This window comes from Flavobacterium sp., assembly GCF_043778725.1.
In the GTDB taxonomy this organism is placed as follows: Bacteria; Bacteroidota; Bacteroidia; order Flavobacteriales; family Flavobacteriaceae; genus Flavobacterium.
The window spans coordinates 16507-33837 of record NZ_JAYWFT010000089.1 but is presented as its reverse complement, the minus strand read 5'-3'; the positions used below and the strand labels follow the sequence as shown (position 1 = coordinate 33837).

Annotated in this window: 13 protein-coding genes; 7 read left to right on the top strand and 6 right to left on the bottom strand. The window is 30.3% G+C overall.

What is annotated here, in order from left to right; genetic code table 11:
• A partial coding sequence (locus ACH2CG_RS08090) for an IS3 family transposase (RefSeq protein WP_395063990.1) occupies positions 1–629 on the top strand: 629 nt, incomplete at its 5' end.
• Positions 630–698: 69 nt separating this feature from the next.
• Here the strand turns inward: ACH2CG_RS08090 and ACH2CG_RS08085 are convergent.
• Entirely contained in the window at positions 699–1931 is a 1233-nt protein-coding gene (locus tag ACH2CG_RS08085) for a cation:dicarboxylate symporter family transporter (protein ID WP_395063988.1), read from the bottom strand.
• Between the two features lie 189 nt (positions 1932–2120).
• Entirely contained in the window at positions 2121–2543 is a 423-nt protein-coding gene (locus tag ACH2CG_RS08080) for a hypothetical protein (protein WP_395063986.1), read from the bottom strand.
• A 351-nt stretch (positions 2544–2894) separates the two neighbouring features.
• Here ACH2CG_RS08080 and rpsA point away from each other — a divergent pair, with 351 nt between their 5' ends.
• The 3 genes from rpsA (at position 2895) to ACH2CG_RS08065 (ending at position 8809) form a co-directional block, all read left to right on the top strand.
• A complete protein-coding gene (gene rpsA, locus ACH2CG_RS08075) occupies positions 2895–4667 on the top strand; it encodes a 30S ribosomal protein S1 (RefSeq protein WP_395063984.1) in 1773 nt (590 codons plus the stop codon).
• A 235-nt stretch (positions 4668–4902) separates the two neighbouring features.
• Entirely contained in the window at positions 4903–7590 is a 2688-nt protein-coding gene (locus ACH2CG_RS08070) for an McrB family protein (RefSeq protein ID WP_395063982.1), read from the top strand.
• A complete protein-coding gene (locus ACH2CG_RS08065) occupies positions 7583–8809 on the top strand; it encodes an McrC family protein (RefSeq protein ID WP_395063980.1) in 1227 nt (408 codons plus the stop codon). Before ACH2CG_RS08070 ends, ACH2CG_RS08065 begins: the two co-directional genes overlap by 8 nt.
• Before the next feature lie 4 nt (positions 8810–8813).
• Here ACH2CG_RS08065 and ACH2CG_RS08060 read toward each other — a convergent pair whose 3' ends face one another.
• A complete protein-coding gene (locus ACH2CG_RS08060; RefSeq protein WP_395063978.1) occupies positions 8814–9530 on the bottom strand; it encodes a hypothetical protein in 717 nt (238 codons plus the stop codon).
• A 195-nt stretch (positions 9531–9725) separates the two neighbouring features.
• Between ACH2CG_RS08060 and ACH2CG_RS08055 the strand changes: the two genes are divergently transcribed.
• A complete protein-coding gene (locus ACH2CG_RS08055) occupies positions 9726–10292 on the top strand; it encodes a fasciclin domain-containing protein (RefSeq protein WP_395063976.1) in 567 nt (188 codons plus the stop codon).
• A gap of 85 nt (positions 10293–10377) precedes the next feature.
• Here ACH2CG_RS08055 and pheT read toward each other — a convergent pair whose 3' ends face one another.
• Positions 10378–12798 carry a phenylalanine--tRNA ligase subunit beta gene (gene pheT / locus ACH2CG_RS08050; RefSeq protein ID WP_395063974.1) on the bottom strand — a complete coding sequence of 807 codons (2421 nt, stop codon included), beginning with the start codon at positions 12796–12798 and terminating at the stop codon, positions 10378–10380.
• 246 nt (positions 12799–13044) lie between these two features.
• Between pheT and ACH2CG_RS08045 the strand changes: the two genes are divergently transcribed.
• Both ACH2CG_RS08045 and ACH2CG_RS08040 read left to right on the top strand, forming a co-directional pair.
• Positions 13045–14550, top strand: a complete 1506-nt coding sequence (locus tag ACH2CG_RS08045) for an aldehyde dehydrogenase family protein (RefSeq protein WP_395063972.1) — start codon at positions 13045–13047, stop codon at positions 14548–14550.
• Positions 14551–14637: 87 nt separating this feature from the next.
• A complete protein-coding gene (locus ACH2CG_RS08040) occupies positions 14638–15012 on the top strand; it encodes a DUF779 domain-containing protein (RefSeq protein WP_395063970.1) in 375 nt (124 codons plus the stop codon).
• Here the strand turns inward: ACH2CG_RS08040 and ACH2CG_RS08035 are convergent, their stop codons facing one another.
• Together ACH2CG_RS08035 and ACH2CG_RS08030 are read right to left on the bottom strand one after the other, a co-directional pair.
• The gene (locus ACH2CG_RS08035; protein WP_395063968.1) at positions 15013–15927 is read right to left on the bottom strand and encodes an AraC family transcriptional regulator N-terminal domain-containing protein; all 915 of its coding nucleotides are present in this window, start codon (positions 15925–15927) and stop codon (positions 15013–15015) included. It lies immediately after the preceding gene.
• A 92-nt stretch (positions 15928–16019) separates the two neighbouring features.
• Positions 16020–17327 (bottom strand): TolC family protein, encoded by a 1308-nt coding sequence (locus ACH2CG_RS08030; protein ID WP_395063966.1) that lies wholly within the window; start codon positions 17325–17327, stop codon positions 16020–16022.
• Between the last annotated feature and the right edge of the window lie 4 nt (positions 17328–17331).

The window sequence follows — 17331 nt, the reverse complement described above, 5'->3', positions numbered from 1 at the left end:
TTATCAATCATAAAACCGTCTTAAGATTAATGAAATTATTAGGATTAAAGAGTTTAATTAGAGTCAAAAAATACAAATCATACAAAGGCGAACAGGGTAAAATTGCACCTAATATTCTAAAGAGAAAATTTAAAGCAACCGCTCCAAATCAGAAATGGGCAACCGATATAACCGAGTTTAATGTATCAGGAAATAAACTGTATTTATCGCCAATAATTGACTTATTTAATCAAGAAATAATCAGTTATGAACTCACAGAACGACCAGTGTTTAATCAAGTTGTAATGATGTTAAATAAAGCTTTTAAGAAAATACCAAACAATACAAATCTAATTCTACATTCAGATCAAGGATGGCAATATCAAATGAAAAGATATCAAAATCAATTGAAAGAAAAAGGTATCATACAAAGTATGTCTAGAAAAGGAAATTGTCTAGATAACGCAATTATTGAAAATTTCTTTGGAATATTAAAATCTGAACTGTTTTATCTAAAAAAATACACCTCAGTTGAACAATTAAAAATGGAAATCAAAGAATATATAAACTATTATAATAACGACAGAAGCAAGTCGAATTTAAACAAAATGAGCCCAATACAATATCGAGCTCATTATTATCAAAATTAATTATAAATTTGTCTAAACTTTTGGGTGCAGTCTATAAGTATAAAAATTATCGGGTTTTTTATTTGATTCTTAATCCAAATCTTTGGGATGTTCTGGATCTACAAATTCATTTTCGTTTTTAGAAATTACAATTGCCGCAACGCCATTTCCTATAAAATTGGTTATAGCTCGTGCTTCACTCATAAATTTATCAACACCAAGAAGGAAGGCCAGACCTTCTAACGGAATTTTGTGAATTGCCGTAAGTGTTGATGCTAAAACTATAAATCCGCTTCCAGTTACTCCAGCTGCACCTTTGGAAGTAATCATTAACAATCCAATAATGGTGAGTATTTCTCCAAATGTAAGATGTACATTGTACAATTGTGCCAAGAAAATAATTGCCATCGAAAGGTAAATTGCCGTTCCATCAAGATTGAATGAATAACCAGTTGGAACAACCAATCCTACAACCGATTTACTACAACCCATTCGTTCTAGTTTATCCATTAAGTTTGGCAATGCTGGTTCTGATGACGACGTTCCAAGAACGATTAATAATTCGGCTTTTAGGTATTTTATGAAATCCCAAATTCGTATTTTGTAATAACGAAGAATACTTCCAAGTATAAGAAATATAAAAATCGCCATCGTTACATAAACAGTCAGCATTAATTTCCCTAACGGAATAAGTGTATGCAATCCGAATTTTCCAACAGTGTAAGCCATTCCTCCAAAAGCACCAAGAGGCGCAAGATACATGACAAATTTTAATGCTTTAAAAACAATTTTAGAACATTTGTATAAAAAGGTGACAACAGTTTCTCGTTTTTTATAATAATTTAATAGAATACCGCACAAGATTGCAACCACCAAAACTTGAAGTGTAAAATTACTCAGGAAGAAGTTGAGCCAACTAAAACCTACCGATGGACTGGAAGTATATTTACTTGCATCCTGAATGTCTAATCCTGATTTATCGATTTTTCCTGGTTGGATGATGTAGGCAGCAATCACACCAATTGCAAGAGCAAAAGTGGTTACTATTTCAAAATAGAGTAATGATTTGATTCCGATTCGTCCTACTTTTTTTAAATCGCCCATTCCAGCAATTCCTAAAACTATGGTAAGAAAAATAATTGGGCCTATGAAAATTTTGACTAATTTGATAAAAGAATCGCCAATAATTTTCATTTCTTGACCTTTTTCGGGATTGAAATGTCCGAGTAAAACACCACAAACAATTGCTATTAAAACCCAAAAGGTTAGGTTGGTGAGTATTGTAAATAGAAAGGATTCTTTTTTTGGAGCGTCGTTTATCATTGGGTTTAATTTAGATTGTATTTTGATTTTCTTTATTCGAAAACTCAAGTTCTTGTTTTAAATCTTCATTATCAATTTTTAAAATATTTAACCCTTCATCAAATGATAAAATTCTCTGTTTAATTAATGAAATTATAAATGGTTTTAAGTTTTCAACTTGACTTTCATATTCAATTAGAAAAAACAACTTTATTTTTCACCATTTTTTAATTCTATGTCCAACAAATTATTAGTTCCATTTGATATTCTTGGAAATAATGACACTCTTATTATTACTCCTGTTTTTCCGTCATAATCGTTAGCATGTAGGAATATTTTTTTAATTTCTTGTAATGTTATTATATTATCATTTAGAATTATATTATCTTGATTAAAAATTATAGTACCATCTAATACTCCGTTTAATGGTTTTTTTCTAAAAATATTTACTATTGCTAATATAAATATGAAAAGAAAAATACATTTTGCTATAGTTGTCGCTATTTTTGAAATAATGTTAATTTCAAGAATGCTTATGAATCCAACAAATAAAAATAAAAGGAGTAAAAAATTATTTAAATCCCAATGAAATGTTTTGTTGTCTGATTTGAAAATTTGAAAAGAATTTTTCATTCACTATTTTTTTATAAAAGTACTAAAAACTCTCTTCTATACAAACACTATATTAGCCCTGATTGCAGGGAAAAACCTTCGCTTTTTTTAGCGAAGTTTTGGAAGGAAAGCAGGAAAATGGAAACCAAGAAAGTACCAAGCCATTCGCTCCAAATAAAAAACGGTTGTTTTCTATAGTTGTAACTCTTTTTTTTAGTATCATTATTTGTAGATTGATAAAAAAGTAGTACTTTTGCAGTCCAAAATGCAGAGTAGAGTTTCGTTTGGAAATCAATTATTTATGTAAAACACTTTTGTTTTTCTATCGCTTAAAGAAACTCACGAAAAACAAAATACAAATTTTTTATCAGCATGTCTGAATTAAACAAAGAACAACAAGATTTTTTAAGCGAATTTAACTGGCACAATTACTCTGAAGGTATTGATTTAGTTGACGAAAAAAACTTACAAGAATTTGAAGATTTAGTATCTAAAACTTTTATAGATACAGATCAAGAAGAAGTAGTAGAAGGTGTAGTAGTAAGAATTACTGACCGTGACGCTATTGTTGACATTAATGCAAAATCGGAAGGTGTTATTTCTTTAAACGAATTCCGTTACAACCCAAACTTAAAAGTGGGTGACAAAGTAGAAGTATTAATTGATGTTCGTGAGGACAAAACAGGTCAATTGGTATTATCTCACAGAAAAGCTAGAACAATTAAATCTTGGGATAGAGTTATTTCTGCTAACGAAACAGGTGAAATTGTTACAGGTTTTGTTAAATGTAGAACTAAAGGTGGTATGATTGTTGACGTTTTCGGAATTGAAGCGTTCTTACCAGGTTCACAAATTGATGTGAAACCAATCCGTGACTATGATGTATATGTGAACAAAATGATGGAATTTAAAGTTGTGAAAATTAATCACGAATTTAAAAACGTTGTTGTATCACACAAAGCGCTTATCGAAGCAGATATCGAAGTTCAGAAAAAAGAAATTATTGGTCAATTAGAAAAAGGACAAGTATTAGAAGGTGTTGTTAAAAACATTACTTCTTATGGTGTGTTTATTGACTTAGGTGGTGTTGATGGATTAATCCACATTACTGACCTTTCTTGGTCTAGAATCAATCACCCAAGTGAAGTTCTTGAATTAGATCAAAAATTGAACGTAGTTATCCTTGATTTTGATGACGAAAAAACAAGAATCCAATTAGGATTGAAACAATTAAACGCTCACCCATGGGATGCACTTGGTGCTGAACTTAAAGTTGGTGACAAAGTGAAAGGTAAAGTAGTAGTTATTGCTGATTACGGTGCTTTCATTGAAGTTGCTGAAGGTGTTAAAGGTTTAATTCACGTTTCTGAAATGTCTTGGTCTACGCATTTACGTAGCGCTCAAGATTTCGTAAAAGTGGGTGATATTGTTGAAGCAGTTGTATTAACTCTTGACAGAGACGAAAGAAAAATGTCATTAGGTATTAAACAAATGACTCAAGATCCATGGACTGATATCACTTCTAAATACCCAGTAGGTTCTAAGCATACAGGTATTGTTAGAAACTTTACAAACTTTGGTATTTTCGTAGAACTTGAAGAAGGAATTGATGGATTAGTTTACATCTCTGACTTATCTTGGACTAAAAAAATCAAACATCCATCAGAATTTGTTAACGTAGGTGACAAACTAGATGTTGTAGTATTAGAATTAGATGTTGACGGACGTAAATTATCTTTAGGTCACAAACAAACTACTGCTAATCCTTGGGACAAACATGAAGATGCTTTCGCAGTTGGAACTATTCACAACGGAACTATCGCTGAAATTGTTGACAAAGGTGCTACTGTAGATTTCGGAGATGATGTTGTTGCATTTATTCCAACACGTCACTTAGAAAAAGAAGATGGTAAAAAATTGAAAAAAGGCGATGTAGCTGATTTCAAAGTTATCGAATTCAACAAAGAATTTAAAAGAGTAGTTGCTTCGCATACTGCAATCTTTAGAGAAGAAGAAGAAAAAGCTGTGAAAGCTGCATCAGAATCTGTTGCAAGTTCTAACAACAACAATCAAACTTCAACTCTTGGAGATAACAATGATATCTTAGCTGAATTAAAAGCTAAAATGGAAAAAGGAGGAAAATAATTCTCTGAAAATCTAAAATAATAAAAGCTCTCAAGAAATTGGGAGCTTTTTTTATGGTTTTAATTTTACAAATTGATTTAGTTTAACTTATTTAATTTTTAAGAATCTTTTATCTAAATTAGCAACATACTTTTATTGCAAAATAAAGTTTAAATGGTTTTATATAATATAGCATAATTGAATTTATAAATGGATAATAGAATAATATAAAAAATTAAAAAAATGAACAACAATTATGTTAGACTTTATTAAAAAATATATTGATTTACTTATTGAAAAAGGCGACCCTAATGAATTATACAAGTGGGAAGCAATTGAACATTTTCAAAATCATTGGGATATCAATGCTGTTGATTTTCATAAAATGTTTTCAGAAGCTTTTAGAAAAGTTTCCAATTTGTTATATCAAAATTCTTGGGGATTTATAAACAAAGCAGCCCAAAATTTTCCTGAAGAAACAAGAGAAATGTTTAAATTTTTGTATGATGAAAATTTTGAATTAGAAAATCGATTTGAAACATTTAAAAACAAGTCTGACGAAATATTACCAAGACTAATTGATGTGCTTGGAAAAGACAAACTAAACACACAACAAGACGAAAGAACACTTTCTGTTTATATGTCATTTAGATTTCCTGAAAAATACTTCATTTATAAAATTTCATTTTATAGAAATCTTTGTGATGTTTTAAAAGAACCAAAAGCACCATCAGGGAAAAAATATTTCCATTATTTAAAGTTAGCTCAAAAAGTTAAAGAGGATTATATCTCAAATAATAATGAATTATTAAAATTACATAAAAGTATTTATCCTCAATTCAAATGGGACGATAAGAACTTGATAACTCAAAACTTTTTATACACAACTTTAGAAAACGAAGATGTTTACAGCAATATAATGATGTTAAGAAATAATATTGAGAACTTTAATGTTTTTTTTGGTAAAGTAACCAACTTGAGAAATCAACTTGAAGAAAAATTTTATCAAACAGAAGACGAGTCTTGGTTTGGAGATTTAGTAGAAGGTGCTTTTGTATTTATAATTGGAGAAGGAAAAATTAGACTTTGGAGAGCTAAAGAATGGATACAAGAGGACATGTTGTTTAGAATGAATTTTGAAGAAATTATAGAAGATACCAAACTAGATACCAAAGCAATTCAAGCTTTCAAATACTTTAAGTTAAACATTGATTTAATTGTAAAAACTGTTCGTTCTACTGCAATGTCAAGAAAAGCTTTTTTTAAAATAAATACTCATGATGATTTTTCAGAAGAAATGATGCTTGATAAATCTACATATCATAACCTTGAAAATTATAGAAATATAATAGTTAAACCAAACCAAAAAGATATTGTAGAGGATGAATTTAATTTTCAGATTTATAAGAACAACGATAACTATGATATAAAGCTTCCAAAATTTAGTGATAGTCTAGGCGAGTTTATTGATAACACAAAAAGCATTGGAAAAGGAAGAATAAATAAAGATAAAACTTTAAATAAAATAATTCAAAATAGTTCACGAGTATGGAATTACAAAGAAATTTCAATGCTTAATTTATATGATGCATTTTATTGTAATTATAATTCAAAAGAAATTGAAGAAGTAGAAGTTATGGAAACAACTAATAAAGATAAGCATCCATTAAACCAAATCTTATACGGCGCACCAGGAACTGGAAAGACTTACACAACCAAAAAAATAGCTGTCGAGATTATTGATGGAAAACATTATAATGATAAAGATAGAAACTTTATTACTGATAGATATGACCAATTGTGTAAAGCAAAACAAATCAATTTTACAACTTTTCACCAAAGTATAAGTTATGAAGATTTTGTTGAAGGAATTAAACCCAAAAGTTTAGGAGGAAATATTACTTATGAAGTAAAAGATGGTATTTTTAAATTGATAGCAAATATTGCAAATAACAATTTGGAAAGCTTAATAAGTAAAGATTTCAGTTTTGAGGAATCTTTTGAAAAATTAAAACAAGATTGGGAGGAAAGCGAAAATAGTGAAATTGAAATAAAAATGAAATCATCATCATTTCATATTACAAATATTAAAGAAAAAAATATTGAATTTAGAAAGGCTAGCGGCGGTTATGGTCATGAACTTGTTTTGAATACATTAAAAGATTTATTCTACGAAAAAAGAATTATGGAAAGTGGTTTGGCGGTTTATTATTATCCATTAATTGAGAAATTAAAACTATATAATATTGGAAAAAAAGAAAATACTCTTTTAAAATATGTTTTAATTATTGATGAAATTAATAGAGGTAATGTTTCATCAATTTTTGGAGAGTTAATAACATTAATTGAGAAAGACAAGAGAAAAGGAAATGCAGAAGCTTTAAACGCATTTTTACCTTACTCTCAAGAAGACTTTTCAGTACCAAATAATTTATATATAATTGGAACAATGAATACTGCTGATAGAAGTGTTGAGTCATTAGACACAGCTTTAAGACGTAGATTTTCTTTTGTAGAAATGCAACCTGATATAAAGGTTTTAGAAAACGAACATATTTCTAATGGAGTTATTTGGTCTGATATTGATATTAATATGGTTGAAATGCTGAAAACCATTAATGAAAGAATTGAAATATTATTGGATAAAGACCATAAAATAGGACACTCTTTTTTTATTGATGTTATTGATTTTGATGGTTTAAAAGATGTTTTTAAAGATAAAATTATTCCATTATTGGAAGAGTATTTCTTTGGAGATTTTGGAAAAATTGGTTTAGTTTTAGGAGGTGAATTTATTAAGCCAAAGGCAAACAAAGCAAAATTCGCAACCAATTTTAGCTATCAAGATGAATCCGATGTTGCTAGTTTTTCAGATAAAGTGGTTTATGAATTTACATCTTTCCTAGATTGGAACACTACTACTTTTACATCAATTTATGAGTAAAGAAAACTTCATTCAAGTTTTTGAGTATCAAAAGTTAAGATATGATGGTACCAATGCATTCAAAAAAAATCATTTTGATGCAATGGTTTTGTTTAATGAAAAAAATCAAAATAAATATTACACCATCATTCATAAAGGTGTATTGTTCAATAGTTATGTTGGAGTGATACAAATAGGTGGATTAACAATTGAAATTTTACCAAAAGCTGATAAGAGTGACAGCCCAGACAAAAAAACTTGGCAAGGAGTTTTGTTAAATATGTTGCGAGTATGTAAACATATAACTATTGACAATGTTTCTGAAACCAATTTAAAAAAACGACACAATTCAATTTTAGATGTTTATTTTGAAATGTACTTATCTGAAATAGAAAACCTTGTTAAGCGTGGATTAATTAAAAAATATAGAAGAGTTCAAAGTAATCAATTAGCTCTAAAAGGTAAACTGGTTTTCTCTCAAAATATTCAAAAAAATAGTGTCCATAAAGAACGTTTTTATTGTGAACATCAAGTTTATGATAAAGACCACTTATTACATCAAATCCTTTTGAAAGGATTGAAAATATTAGAAAATCTAGTTGATGTTACAATAAAAGACAAGTTAAACAGATTACTTTTTGAGTTTAACGATTACAAAGATGTTGCAGTTAATTCTAGTCATTTTGATAAAATCATAAGTAATAGAAAAAATATTCCTTATTATAAAGCATTGAATATCGCTAAAATGATAATTTTAAATTATTCACCAAATCTAAATTCTGGAAGTGATAATATGCTAACGTTGTTATTTGATATGAATAAACTATGGGAAGAATACATTTATCGTATTCTACAAAACAATAAACCAATAGGATTTAAAGTTAATTTTCAAAATAAAACACACTTCTGGGAAACCAAAACCATTAGACCTGATATAGTTATCACATCGGATGATGGTCAAACTTTTGTTATAGATACAAAATGGAAAATAATCGACACGAATAAACCTTCTGACGATGATTTAAAGCAAATGTTTACTTATTGCTTACATTGGGAAGCTGAAAAAAGTATGCTCCTTTATCCAATGATAAACCAAACTGATAGTAAGTTTGGAGTTTATCATTACAATGGATTGAATAGAAAATGCAAATTAGGTTTTGTAAGTGTTTTACAAAATGGTCAATTAATAAAAAGTGTTGAATTAAGCAAAGAGATTTTTAAAAAGTTTGATGTTCTTTAAAACTCTAATTCTCCTTAAAAGCTCTATCCCAAATCATATCATTAAAATTTTTGCCCATCATAAAGAAATAATACCCAACAGTGCCAACCATAGATTTGAATAAAAATAAAAAAATGATGATTGGAGCAAATTCAACTGATGCACTCAAAGGATTTGGTGGTGTAAAATAGGTAAAAACTAGACTTAACAACAAACAAGTAATAACAAAAGTCACCATGTTTTTTATAGGTAAAAATTGAAGTTTTCTGTACCAAGCCAAATCATTTCCCCATTTGTGAATTAAATAATAATAATCATTACCAATAGGAGCAAACAACAACGGATCGTCATATTTTTTTAAATTAAAAGCTTTACTTGGTGCCATAATTTTGAAACCACTCAATTTAGTATTATGATTTTTCTCCAGAGCATTTATTTTGGAAATGGCTTCTTCTGGAATTGCATTTCTAAATAAATTACTGTCTAAAAATCGTAATCTGTAATCAATACTTACTTTCTTTATCTGATTTATGTGAAAAATGTTATCCGTTTCTAATAAATCAAACTCAAATTTATTGGCAGTTGTTGAACTTTCGTTTGCCAAGGTTTCCTTTATCAGTGATCTTTCAATTTCATTTTGCCCTAAAATCGCTTTTACTTCTTCTAAAAGTCGAGTTTCTGTCATTGCTTTTTTTCTGTTATACAGTAAAGCATCAATTAAGTTTGTGTTGTTTAATAACATAGTTGTAGTTTTTTTAATAAAAAAAATCCAGTTTTAATAAACTCTAAATTAAGATATTACCTAATATAAGTCAAATTTTTAAGCTCTTTTTTTGTCTATATCAAGTATTAAAATAATGTTAATTTATTAAAATATAAAACCAAAGACAATTAACTGGCGTAAATGCTTGTATAAACTTTAAAAAAATATAATATCATGAAAACAAGAAATTTTTTCTCAGCGTTGGTTTTAACATGTTCACTTTTTGCAACAACAATGACATTTGCTCAAAAAGAAAAAACAGTAACTGTAGGTGGTGCTCCAATGTATCCTTCTAAAAACATTGTTGAAAATGCAGTAAACTCTAAAGATCATACAACTTTAGTTGCAGCAGTAAAAGCAGCAGGATTAGTAGAAACATTACAATCTAAAGGACCATTCACCGTTTTTGTCCCAACAAATGCAGCGTTTGCTAAATTACCAAAAGGTACAGTTGAAACATTACTAAAACCAGAAAATTTAAAAACATTACAAACAATTCTAACATATCACGTCGTTGCTGGTAAACTTAGCGCAGCTGATATTGCAAAATTAATTAAAAAAGGTAACGGAAAAGCAACTCTAAAAACGGTTTCTGGTGGAACGTTAACTGCTTGGATGAAAGGTAAAGATCTTTACATCACCGACGAAAATGGAAGCAGTTCTAAAATCACTATTGCAGATGTTAATCAATCAAATGGTGTGATTCACGTAGTTGATACTGTTGTAACACCTAAAGCATAAGGTTTGTTATTTTTGGTTAGATTGAAAAAACCATCAACTAATTTAGTTGATGGTTTTTGTTTTTAATACGTTTTTTAAAAATATATTATCTTAATTGCGCTCCCAATTCTGTTTCAAAATTAGATTGCAATTTGCTCATAATTTTGTCAATTTGAACATCAGTCAACGTTTTTGTAGTATCTTGAATTGTAAAACTAACTGCATACGATTTTTTTCCTTCGGGTAAATTGGTGCCTTCATAAACATCAAATAAGTTAATGTCTTTTAAAAGTGATTTCTCCGTTAAACGTGCTACTTTATATATCGATTCAAAGGCTACAGAAGTGTCAACTAATAAAGCAAAATCTCTACGAACCTCAGGATATTTAGGTATTGCAGTAAATTTAATTTTGTTAGATAATAGTTTAATTACTAAATCCCAATTGAATTCGGCATAAAAAACTTCTTGTTTAATGTCAAAATGTTTTAAAATCGATTTTTTAACTGTTCCAACTTCCACTAGAATATCATTTCCAATTCCTACAGCAGCACCTTCTGCGAAGAAGTCACTGTTAGCAGGCAAGTTCTGAACTTTATCAAATCCTAATCGCGATAAAATACCACTAACATATCCTTTAAATAAAAAGAAATCGGTTGGTTTTTGTGCATTTGTCCAACTTTCTGGAGTTTTACTTCCAGTTACAAAAAGTGTTAAATGTTTCTTTTCATTAAATCCTGACAATAATTTACGGTAGCTTTTTCCAAATTCAAATAATTTTAAATCGCTATTTCGTCTGTTAATGTTATAAGATATTGCTTCCAGTCCAGAAAACAACATCGATTGACGCATTGCCGATAAATCATTACTCAACGGATTCAACATGGTAACATTATATTCTTCTTTCAACATATCTGAAAGCTTAATATAATCTGGCGAAGTCAATGAATTGGCCATCATTTCATGAAAACCAATTGAGTTTAATTGACTTGCAATAATATTTTGAACTTTATAATCTTCAGTTCTACCAGATTTTGCTACTGTTGCATTCAGTTTTTTAGAAAAATTGATGTTGTTGTAACCATAAACTCTAAGAATTTCTTCAATAACATCAACCTCACGTTGCACATCTACACGATACGAAGGAATAATTAATCCCATTCCTGCATCAGAAGAACTGTTAACTTTGATGTCTAAAGAAGCTACAATTTTTTTAATAGTTTCTTTTGGTAATTCTTGTCCAATCAATTTGAAGGCTTTCTCATAGTTTAAGAAAACAGTAAAATCTTCAATTTTCTTTGGATAAATATCAATTACATCCGACGTAATTTCTCCACCAGCAACTTCTTGAATCAACAACGCTGCACGTTTCAAAGCATATTCTGTAATTGTTGGATCAATTCCTCTTTCAAAACGAAACGATGCATCAGTACTTAAACCATGACGTTTTGCCGTTTTACGAATAGTTACAGGATTGAAATAAGCACTTTCTAAAAAGATAGAAGAAGTGTTTTCTGAAACTCCTGAATTTTTTCCTCCAAAAACGCCTGCCATACACAATGGACCTTTATCATCACAAATCATCAAATCTTCCTCGTGCAATGTTCTTTCAATAGCATCAAGTGTGACAAATTTTGTTCCAGCAGCAACAGTTTTTACGGTAACTTTTCCGTGAATTTGTGAAGCATCGAAAGCATGTAATGGTTGTCCTAATTCGTGCAAAACATAATTGGTAACATCAATAACATTATTTTTTGGTGTTAATCCAATGGCTTTCAATCGGTTTTGTAACCAACTTGGAGAAGGTTTTATTGTAACTCCAGAAATAGTAACACCGCAATATCTTGGTGCTAATTTTGAATCTTTAACATCAATATCAATTTTCAAAGTTCTTTTATCAACTTTAAATTTAGAGACTGATGGCGTAATTAATTCTAAAGAAGCATTTTTTTGTAATAATCCTGCACGTAAATCGCGAGCAACACCCATGTGCGACATTGCATCGGCACGGTTTGGAGTTAATCCAATTTCAAAAACTTCGTCGTTTTCTATATTGAAGACTTTTGCAGCTGGCGTTCCTGGTTTTAATTCCGAATCTAAAATCATAATTCCGTCATGAGAAGTTCCTAGACCCAATTCGTCTTCGGCACAAATCATTCCGTGACTTTCTTGTCCGCGAATTTTCCCTTTTTTAATTTCAAATTCAACGCCGTCTTTATCAAACAATTTGGTTCCAATAGTTGCTACTGGTACTTTTAATCCGGCAGCTACATTTGTTGCTCCACATACTATTTGTACCGGAATTCCATCACCCAAATCAACCGTTGTAATATTTAGTCTATCGGCATCTGGATGTTTTTCGCAAGTTAATACGTGTCCAACAACAACGCCTTCCAAGCCACCTTTTACCGATTGGTATTTTTCTACGATTTCAACTTCTAGTCCTAAATCTGTTAAGATTGTAGCAATGTCTTCAGAATTAGAATCTATTTTTAAAAATTGTTTTATCCAGTTGTATGAAATCTTCATTATTCGTTTGATTTTTGAGTTGGCAAAGATAAGTATTGTAGCTTTTAGATTAAAATATATTTTATCCAAAAACTCATTTCTTTTAAATTGTTAATTTAATTAAAAATTAGCTGTATTTTTTTGATATATATAATAAAATGATGTTAAAATTATTCACTTATCAATTTTGTGCTATTAAATGAAGATTTTGTGCTATTTCTTTTTGATTTTTGAAGCTACTTTTGATAAAACTAAAAATTTAATAGTATGAGCAATATAGCACAAAGACCTGATTTTAAGGCAAAGTATGATAATTATATAGGAGGAAAATTCGTTGCTCCTGTTAACGGAAACTATTTTGATGTAATTTCTCCTATTGATGGAAAAGTGTTCACACAAGCGGCACATTCCTCTAAAGAAGATGTAGCATTGGCGGTTGATACAGCACATAAAGCATTTGAAACTTGGGGAAAAACCTCGGTTACTGAACGCAGTATTTTACTTAATAAAATTGCGCAAGTTCTAGAAGATAATTTAGACTATTTAGCAGCAGTTGAAGCAATTGACAATGGAAAACCAATTCGCGAAACTACGTATGCAGACATGCCTCTCGCAATTGATCACTTTCGATATTTTGCAGGTGTAATTCGTGCCGAAGAAAGTACTGTTGCTGAGCTTGATGCCAATACAGTTTCTATTGCTTTGAGCGAACCATTAGGCGTAATTGCACAAATTATTCCGTGGAACTTCCCAATTTTAATGGCTGTTTGGAAATTAGCTCCAGCATTAGCAGCAGGAAATACAGTTGTTTTAAAACCAGCCGAAAGTACACCAATTTCAATTATGATTATGATGGAGTTAATAGGCAATTTATTGCCTCCAGGAGTTGTAAATATCGTTAACGGATTTGGTGCCGAACTTGGTCGTGCCTTGGTTACAGATAAAAAAGTTGCTAAAGCAGCATTTACTGGATCAACTACAACGGGTAGATTAGTAATGCAATATGCAACAGAAAATATTATTCCTGTTACTTTAGAATTAGGAGGAAAATCTCCAAATATTTTCATGAAATCGGTTGCCGATCATGATGACGATTTCTTCGATAAAGCTATTGAAGGTGCAGTTTTATTCGCATTAAATCAAGGTGAAATTTGCACATGTCCATCAAGATTATTGGTTCACGAAGATATTTATGATAAATTTATTGCAAGAGTTATTGAAAGAACAGAAGCAATTATTGCAGGAAATCCTCTAGATATGGCAACGATGATTGGTGCTCAAGCATCATTAGTGCAAAAGGAGAAAATCATGGCCTACATAAAATTAGGAAAAGAAGAAGGAGCAGAAGTGCTAACTGGTGGTGACGAAAATGTTTTTGAAGGCGATCATGCTGGTGGATATTATATTAAACCAACGATTTTTAAAGGTCACAACAAGATGCGAATTTTTCAGGAAGAAATCTTCGGACCAGTTTTGGCAGTTACAACATTTAAAACTACCGAAGAAGCAATTGCTATTGCAAATGATACAATGTATGGTTTAGGTGCTGGAGTTTGGACACGTGATGCACACGAAATTTATCAAGTTCCAAGAGCGGTTCAAGCCGGAAGAGTTTGGGTAAATCAATATCATTCATATCCAGCTGGAGCACCATTTGGAGGTTACAAACAATCTGGAATTGGAAGAGAAAATCATAAAATGATGCTTGGTCATTACCGTCAAACTAAAAATATGTTGATTTCTTATGATAAAAAGAAATTAGGGTTCTTTTAGTATATTGATTGGTTGAACAAACCTGCAAGGTCTTTTTTGACCTTGTAGGTTTTTTATTTTTTTTTAAATTTACTAAAGTAATTTGCCATGACAAAACGACTAGATGCTACCAAAGAAGCAATAGATTTAATACATATTCTAAAGGAAAAACACGGCGATTTGATGTTTTATCAAGCTGGCGGATGTTGTGAAGGAACGCAACCACAATGTTTTGAGAAAGGTGGTTTCTATCAACGAATGGGTGACGTTTGCATCGGAACAATTGAAGAAACCGAGTTTTGGGTTGACAAAGATTTATTCGAATATTGGAAACATGCGCATTTTACGTTGAAAGTAATTGACGCTTTTGGTGTTGGTGGGTTTTCATTAGAAACTCCTTTAAAGAAAACTTTTCAGATTGAATATAGAATTTTCTCCGAAGACGAAGAGGAAGATTTAGAACCAGTTAAATATATTGAATAATTAATTCACGTACAACAACTGATACTGTTTTGGAGTGATACCTTCGTGTTTTTTAAATAATCTAATAAAGTAATTTGCATCTTCAAATCCTGATAAATAACAAACTTCGTTTACTTGTATTGACGGATTTTTAAGTAATTTTTTGGCACATTTTATCTTTTCATTCAGTACAAATTCAATCGGACTCATGCCTAATTCTCGTTTGAAAAATCTGTAAAAAGAAGTTGTACTCATGCACGCTTTATCGCTTAAACTTTTCAAACTAATATTTTCTTTCAAATTCAATCTAATAAATGCGATAACTTCAGAAATTGGATTGTTCGGATTAATAAATAATCCGTCATCGATAGATTTTGCAGTTTGCGTTTGAATAATTCGTATCAATAATTCTTGCAAAGTCAAATCGGCCAAAGCATCTTTTGTAATGGACGTACTCATGCATTCTTTGATGAGTTTGTTGATGGTCGTCGCCAAATCGACATTGTTGTAAAAGAAATAATTTTGATAATTCAATTGCCAATATTGGTCGGTTCCTTCTTTTGGATAACGCTCGTTCAAGAAATTTAAAGTATCTGTAATTTTAGATTGTTCAATTGCTAATGCCAAACATTGCGTAGGATTGTTGGTACTTGCCTCGGGAAAATCAATTTTCATTTCTACATTGGACGGAATTACAACCGTTTCACCGGGTAAATAATCAAATCCTGGATCGTCAAAAAGATGCATTACTTTTTTGCCACGCAGCATACTTGTAACCACTAAATCATTAAACTTTAACGGAACCAAAGCCGATTCTTGATAGGTTTCAAAAATGTTCAACTCACAGTGGTTTAATGAAAAAATAGTGCGGTTTTCTACCAAAGTTTTCAACGATTTTTCGTGCGTCAATGCTGGTGTGTGAAGTAAAGATTTCATTGCTAATTAGTAAAAATTATGGATTACTAAAATACAGAAAATAACTTTACAAATTGCAAATTGGAAGAGAAATTTGGTTAGTTAGGATATATTTAAAATACTAAACTTCCGCTTAATTCTTTCAAGCTAATTTCGTACAATTTTGTTTGAAATTGTGCATTGCTATATCGAACTAAAGCATTAACATAATTGAGTTGTGCCGTTCTGTATTCAATAGGAGTAATGGTTCCAATTTTGAATTTAGACAAAGTAATATCTAAATTTTGCTTCGCAATTTCGGTGTTTTTTTCTTCAACTTTTGATAATTCTAAGTTGGTTTGATAACTCTGAAAAGCCATTCCTAATTGCGATTGCAATATATTTTTTTGTTGATCCACGACAATTGCAGCGTTATCTACTTGAAGTTTAGCAACCTTTTCATTTCGATTTTGATTAAATCCGTTAAAAATTGGAACAGAAGCATTTACACCATATACAAATCCGTTTCCTGATGATTGTGTTACAAATCCTAAAGAAGCTTCTGATCTTGTAAAATTATATCCAGAATTTATTTTTACTGTTGGATATCGACCAGCTTTAACTTGTTTTAGTTGTAAATCTGCACTGTTTTTAGCTAAAATCTGCGCTTGTAATTGAGGATTTTGATTTTTGGCTAAAGTTTTTAATTCGGCTATTGCCAAAGTTTTATCTATTGTAATTTCATCAATTACTTTAAAATCAGTTGCAGTATCACGAGCTAGAATTTCATTCAATTGTATTTTTGCAATTTGATATAATTCCAATTGTTTTAATCGTGAACTTACATCGGTATTCAAATCGACTTGCGCATTTAAAACTTCTAATTTTGCAGCTTTCCCAATAGAATATCTGTTTTGTGCAGTTGTCAATCGTTGGTTAGAAATTACAATTGCTGTATCTAAAGCTGTAATTTGTTGCTGTTGCTGAACCAAATCAAAATAGTTTGCGTACACAGCACTAATTTTTGTAAATATGGTCAGTTTCAATTCGGCTTCTCCTTGTTTTTGAAGTACTTTTAATTGCTCGCGTTTGGCAAACATTCGCATTCCGTCAAAAATGGTCCAATCTAAACCTACACCATAACTTAAACTTAAATTTTTAGCATTATCAACTGTTCTTTGACTACCATCAGTTTGCGTTTGAGTAGTGTTTAAAATGCTATTGCTGTTTGCTAAATTTGCATTTATAATAGGCAACATTCCTGCATTTCCTGCAGTCGAATTGGTTTCATCAATTTTCAATTCATTTTTTGAAATTTTAATTTCATAATTATTATCCAAAGCAATTTTTACAGCATCTTCTAGCTTGAGAAGTTCTTGTGCTTGCAGTTGAAAACCAATTAGTAAAAATAATAAGGATGTATATAAATATCGTAAAGTCATGATT

Excerpts from the sequence above, each read along its gene's own strand:
- ACH2CG_RS08085 (WP_395063988.1), bottom strand. The coding sequence starts at position 1,931 with ATGATAAACGACGCTCCAAAAAAAGAATCCTTTCTATTTACAATACTC.
- ACH2CG_RS08080 (WP_395063986.1), bottom strand. The coding sequence starts at position 2,543 with ATGAAAAATTCTTTTCAAATTTTCAAATCAGACAACAAAACATTTCAT.
- rpsA (WP_395063984.1), top strand. The coding sequence starts at position 2,895 with ATGTCTGAATTAAACAAAGAACAACAAGATTTTTTAAGCGAATTTAAC.
- ACH2CG_RS08070 (WP_395063982.1), top strand. The coding sequence starts at position 4,903 with ATGTTAGACTTTATTAAAAAATATATTGATTTACTTATTGAAAAAGGC.
- ACH2CG_RS08065 (WP_395063980.1), top strand. The coding sequence starts at position 7,583 with ATGAGTAAAGAAAACTTCATTCAAGTTTTTGAGTATCAAAAGTTAAGA.
- ACH2CG_RS08060 (WP_395063978.1), bottom strand. The coding sequence starts at position 9,530 with ATGTTATTAAACAACACAAACTTAATTGATGCTTTACTGTATAACAGA.
- ACH2CG_RS08055 (WP_395063976.1), top strand. The coding sequence starts at position 9,726 with ATGAAAACAAGAAATTTTTTCTCAGCGTTGGTTTTAACATGTTCACTT.
- pheT (WP_395063974.1), bottom strand. The coding sequence starts at position 12,798 with ATGAAGATTTCATACAACTGGATAAAACAATTTTTAAAAATAGATTCT.
- ACH2CG_RS08045 (WP_395063972.1), top strand. The coding sequence starts at position 13,045 with ATGAGCAATATAGCACAAAGACCTGATTTTAAGGCAAAGTATGATAAT.
- ACH2CG_RS08040 (WP_395063970.1), top strand. The coding sequence starts at position 14,638 with ATGACAAAACGACTAGATGCTACCAAAGAAGCAATAGATTTAATACAT.
- ACH2CG_RS08035 (WP_395063968.1), bottom strand. The coding sequence starts at position 15,927 with ATGAAATCTTTACTTCACACACCAGCATTGACGCACGAAAAATCGTTG.
- ACH2CG_RS08030 (WP_395063966.1), bottom strand. The coding sequence starts at position 17,327 with ATGACTTTACGATATTTATATACATCCTTATTATTTTTACTAATTGGT.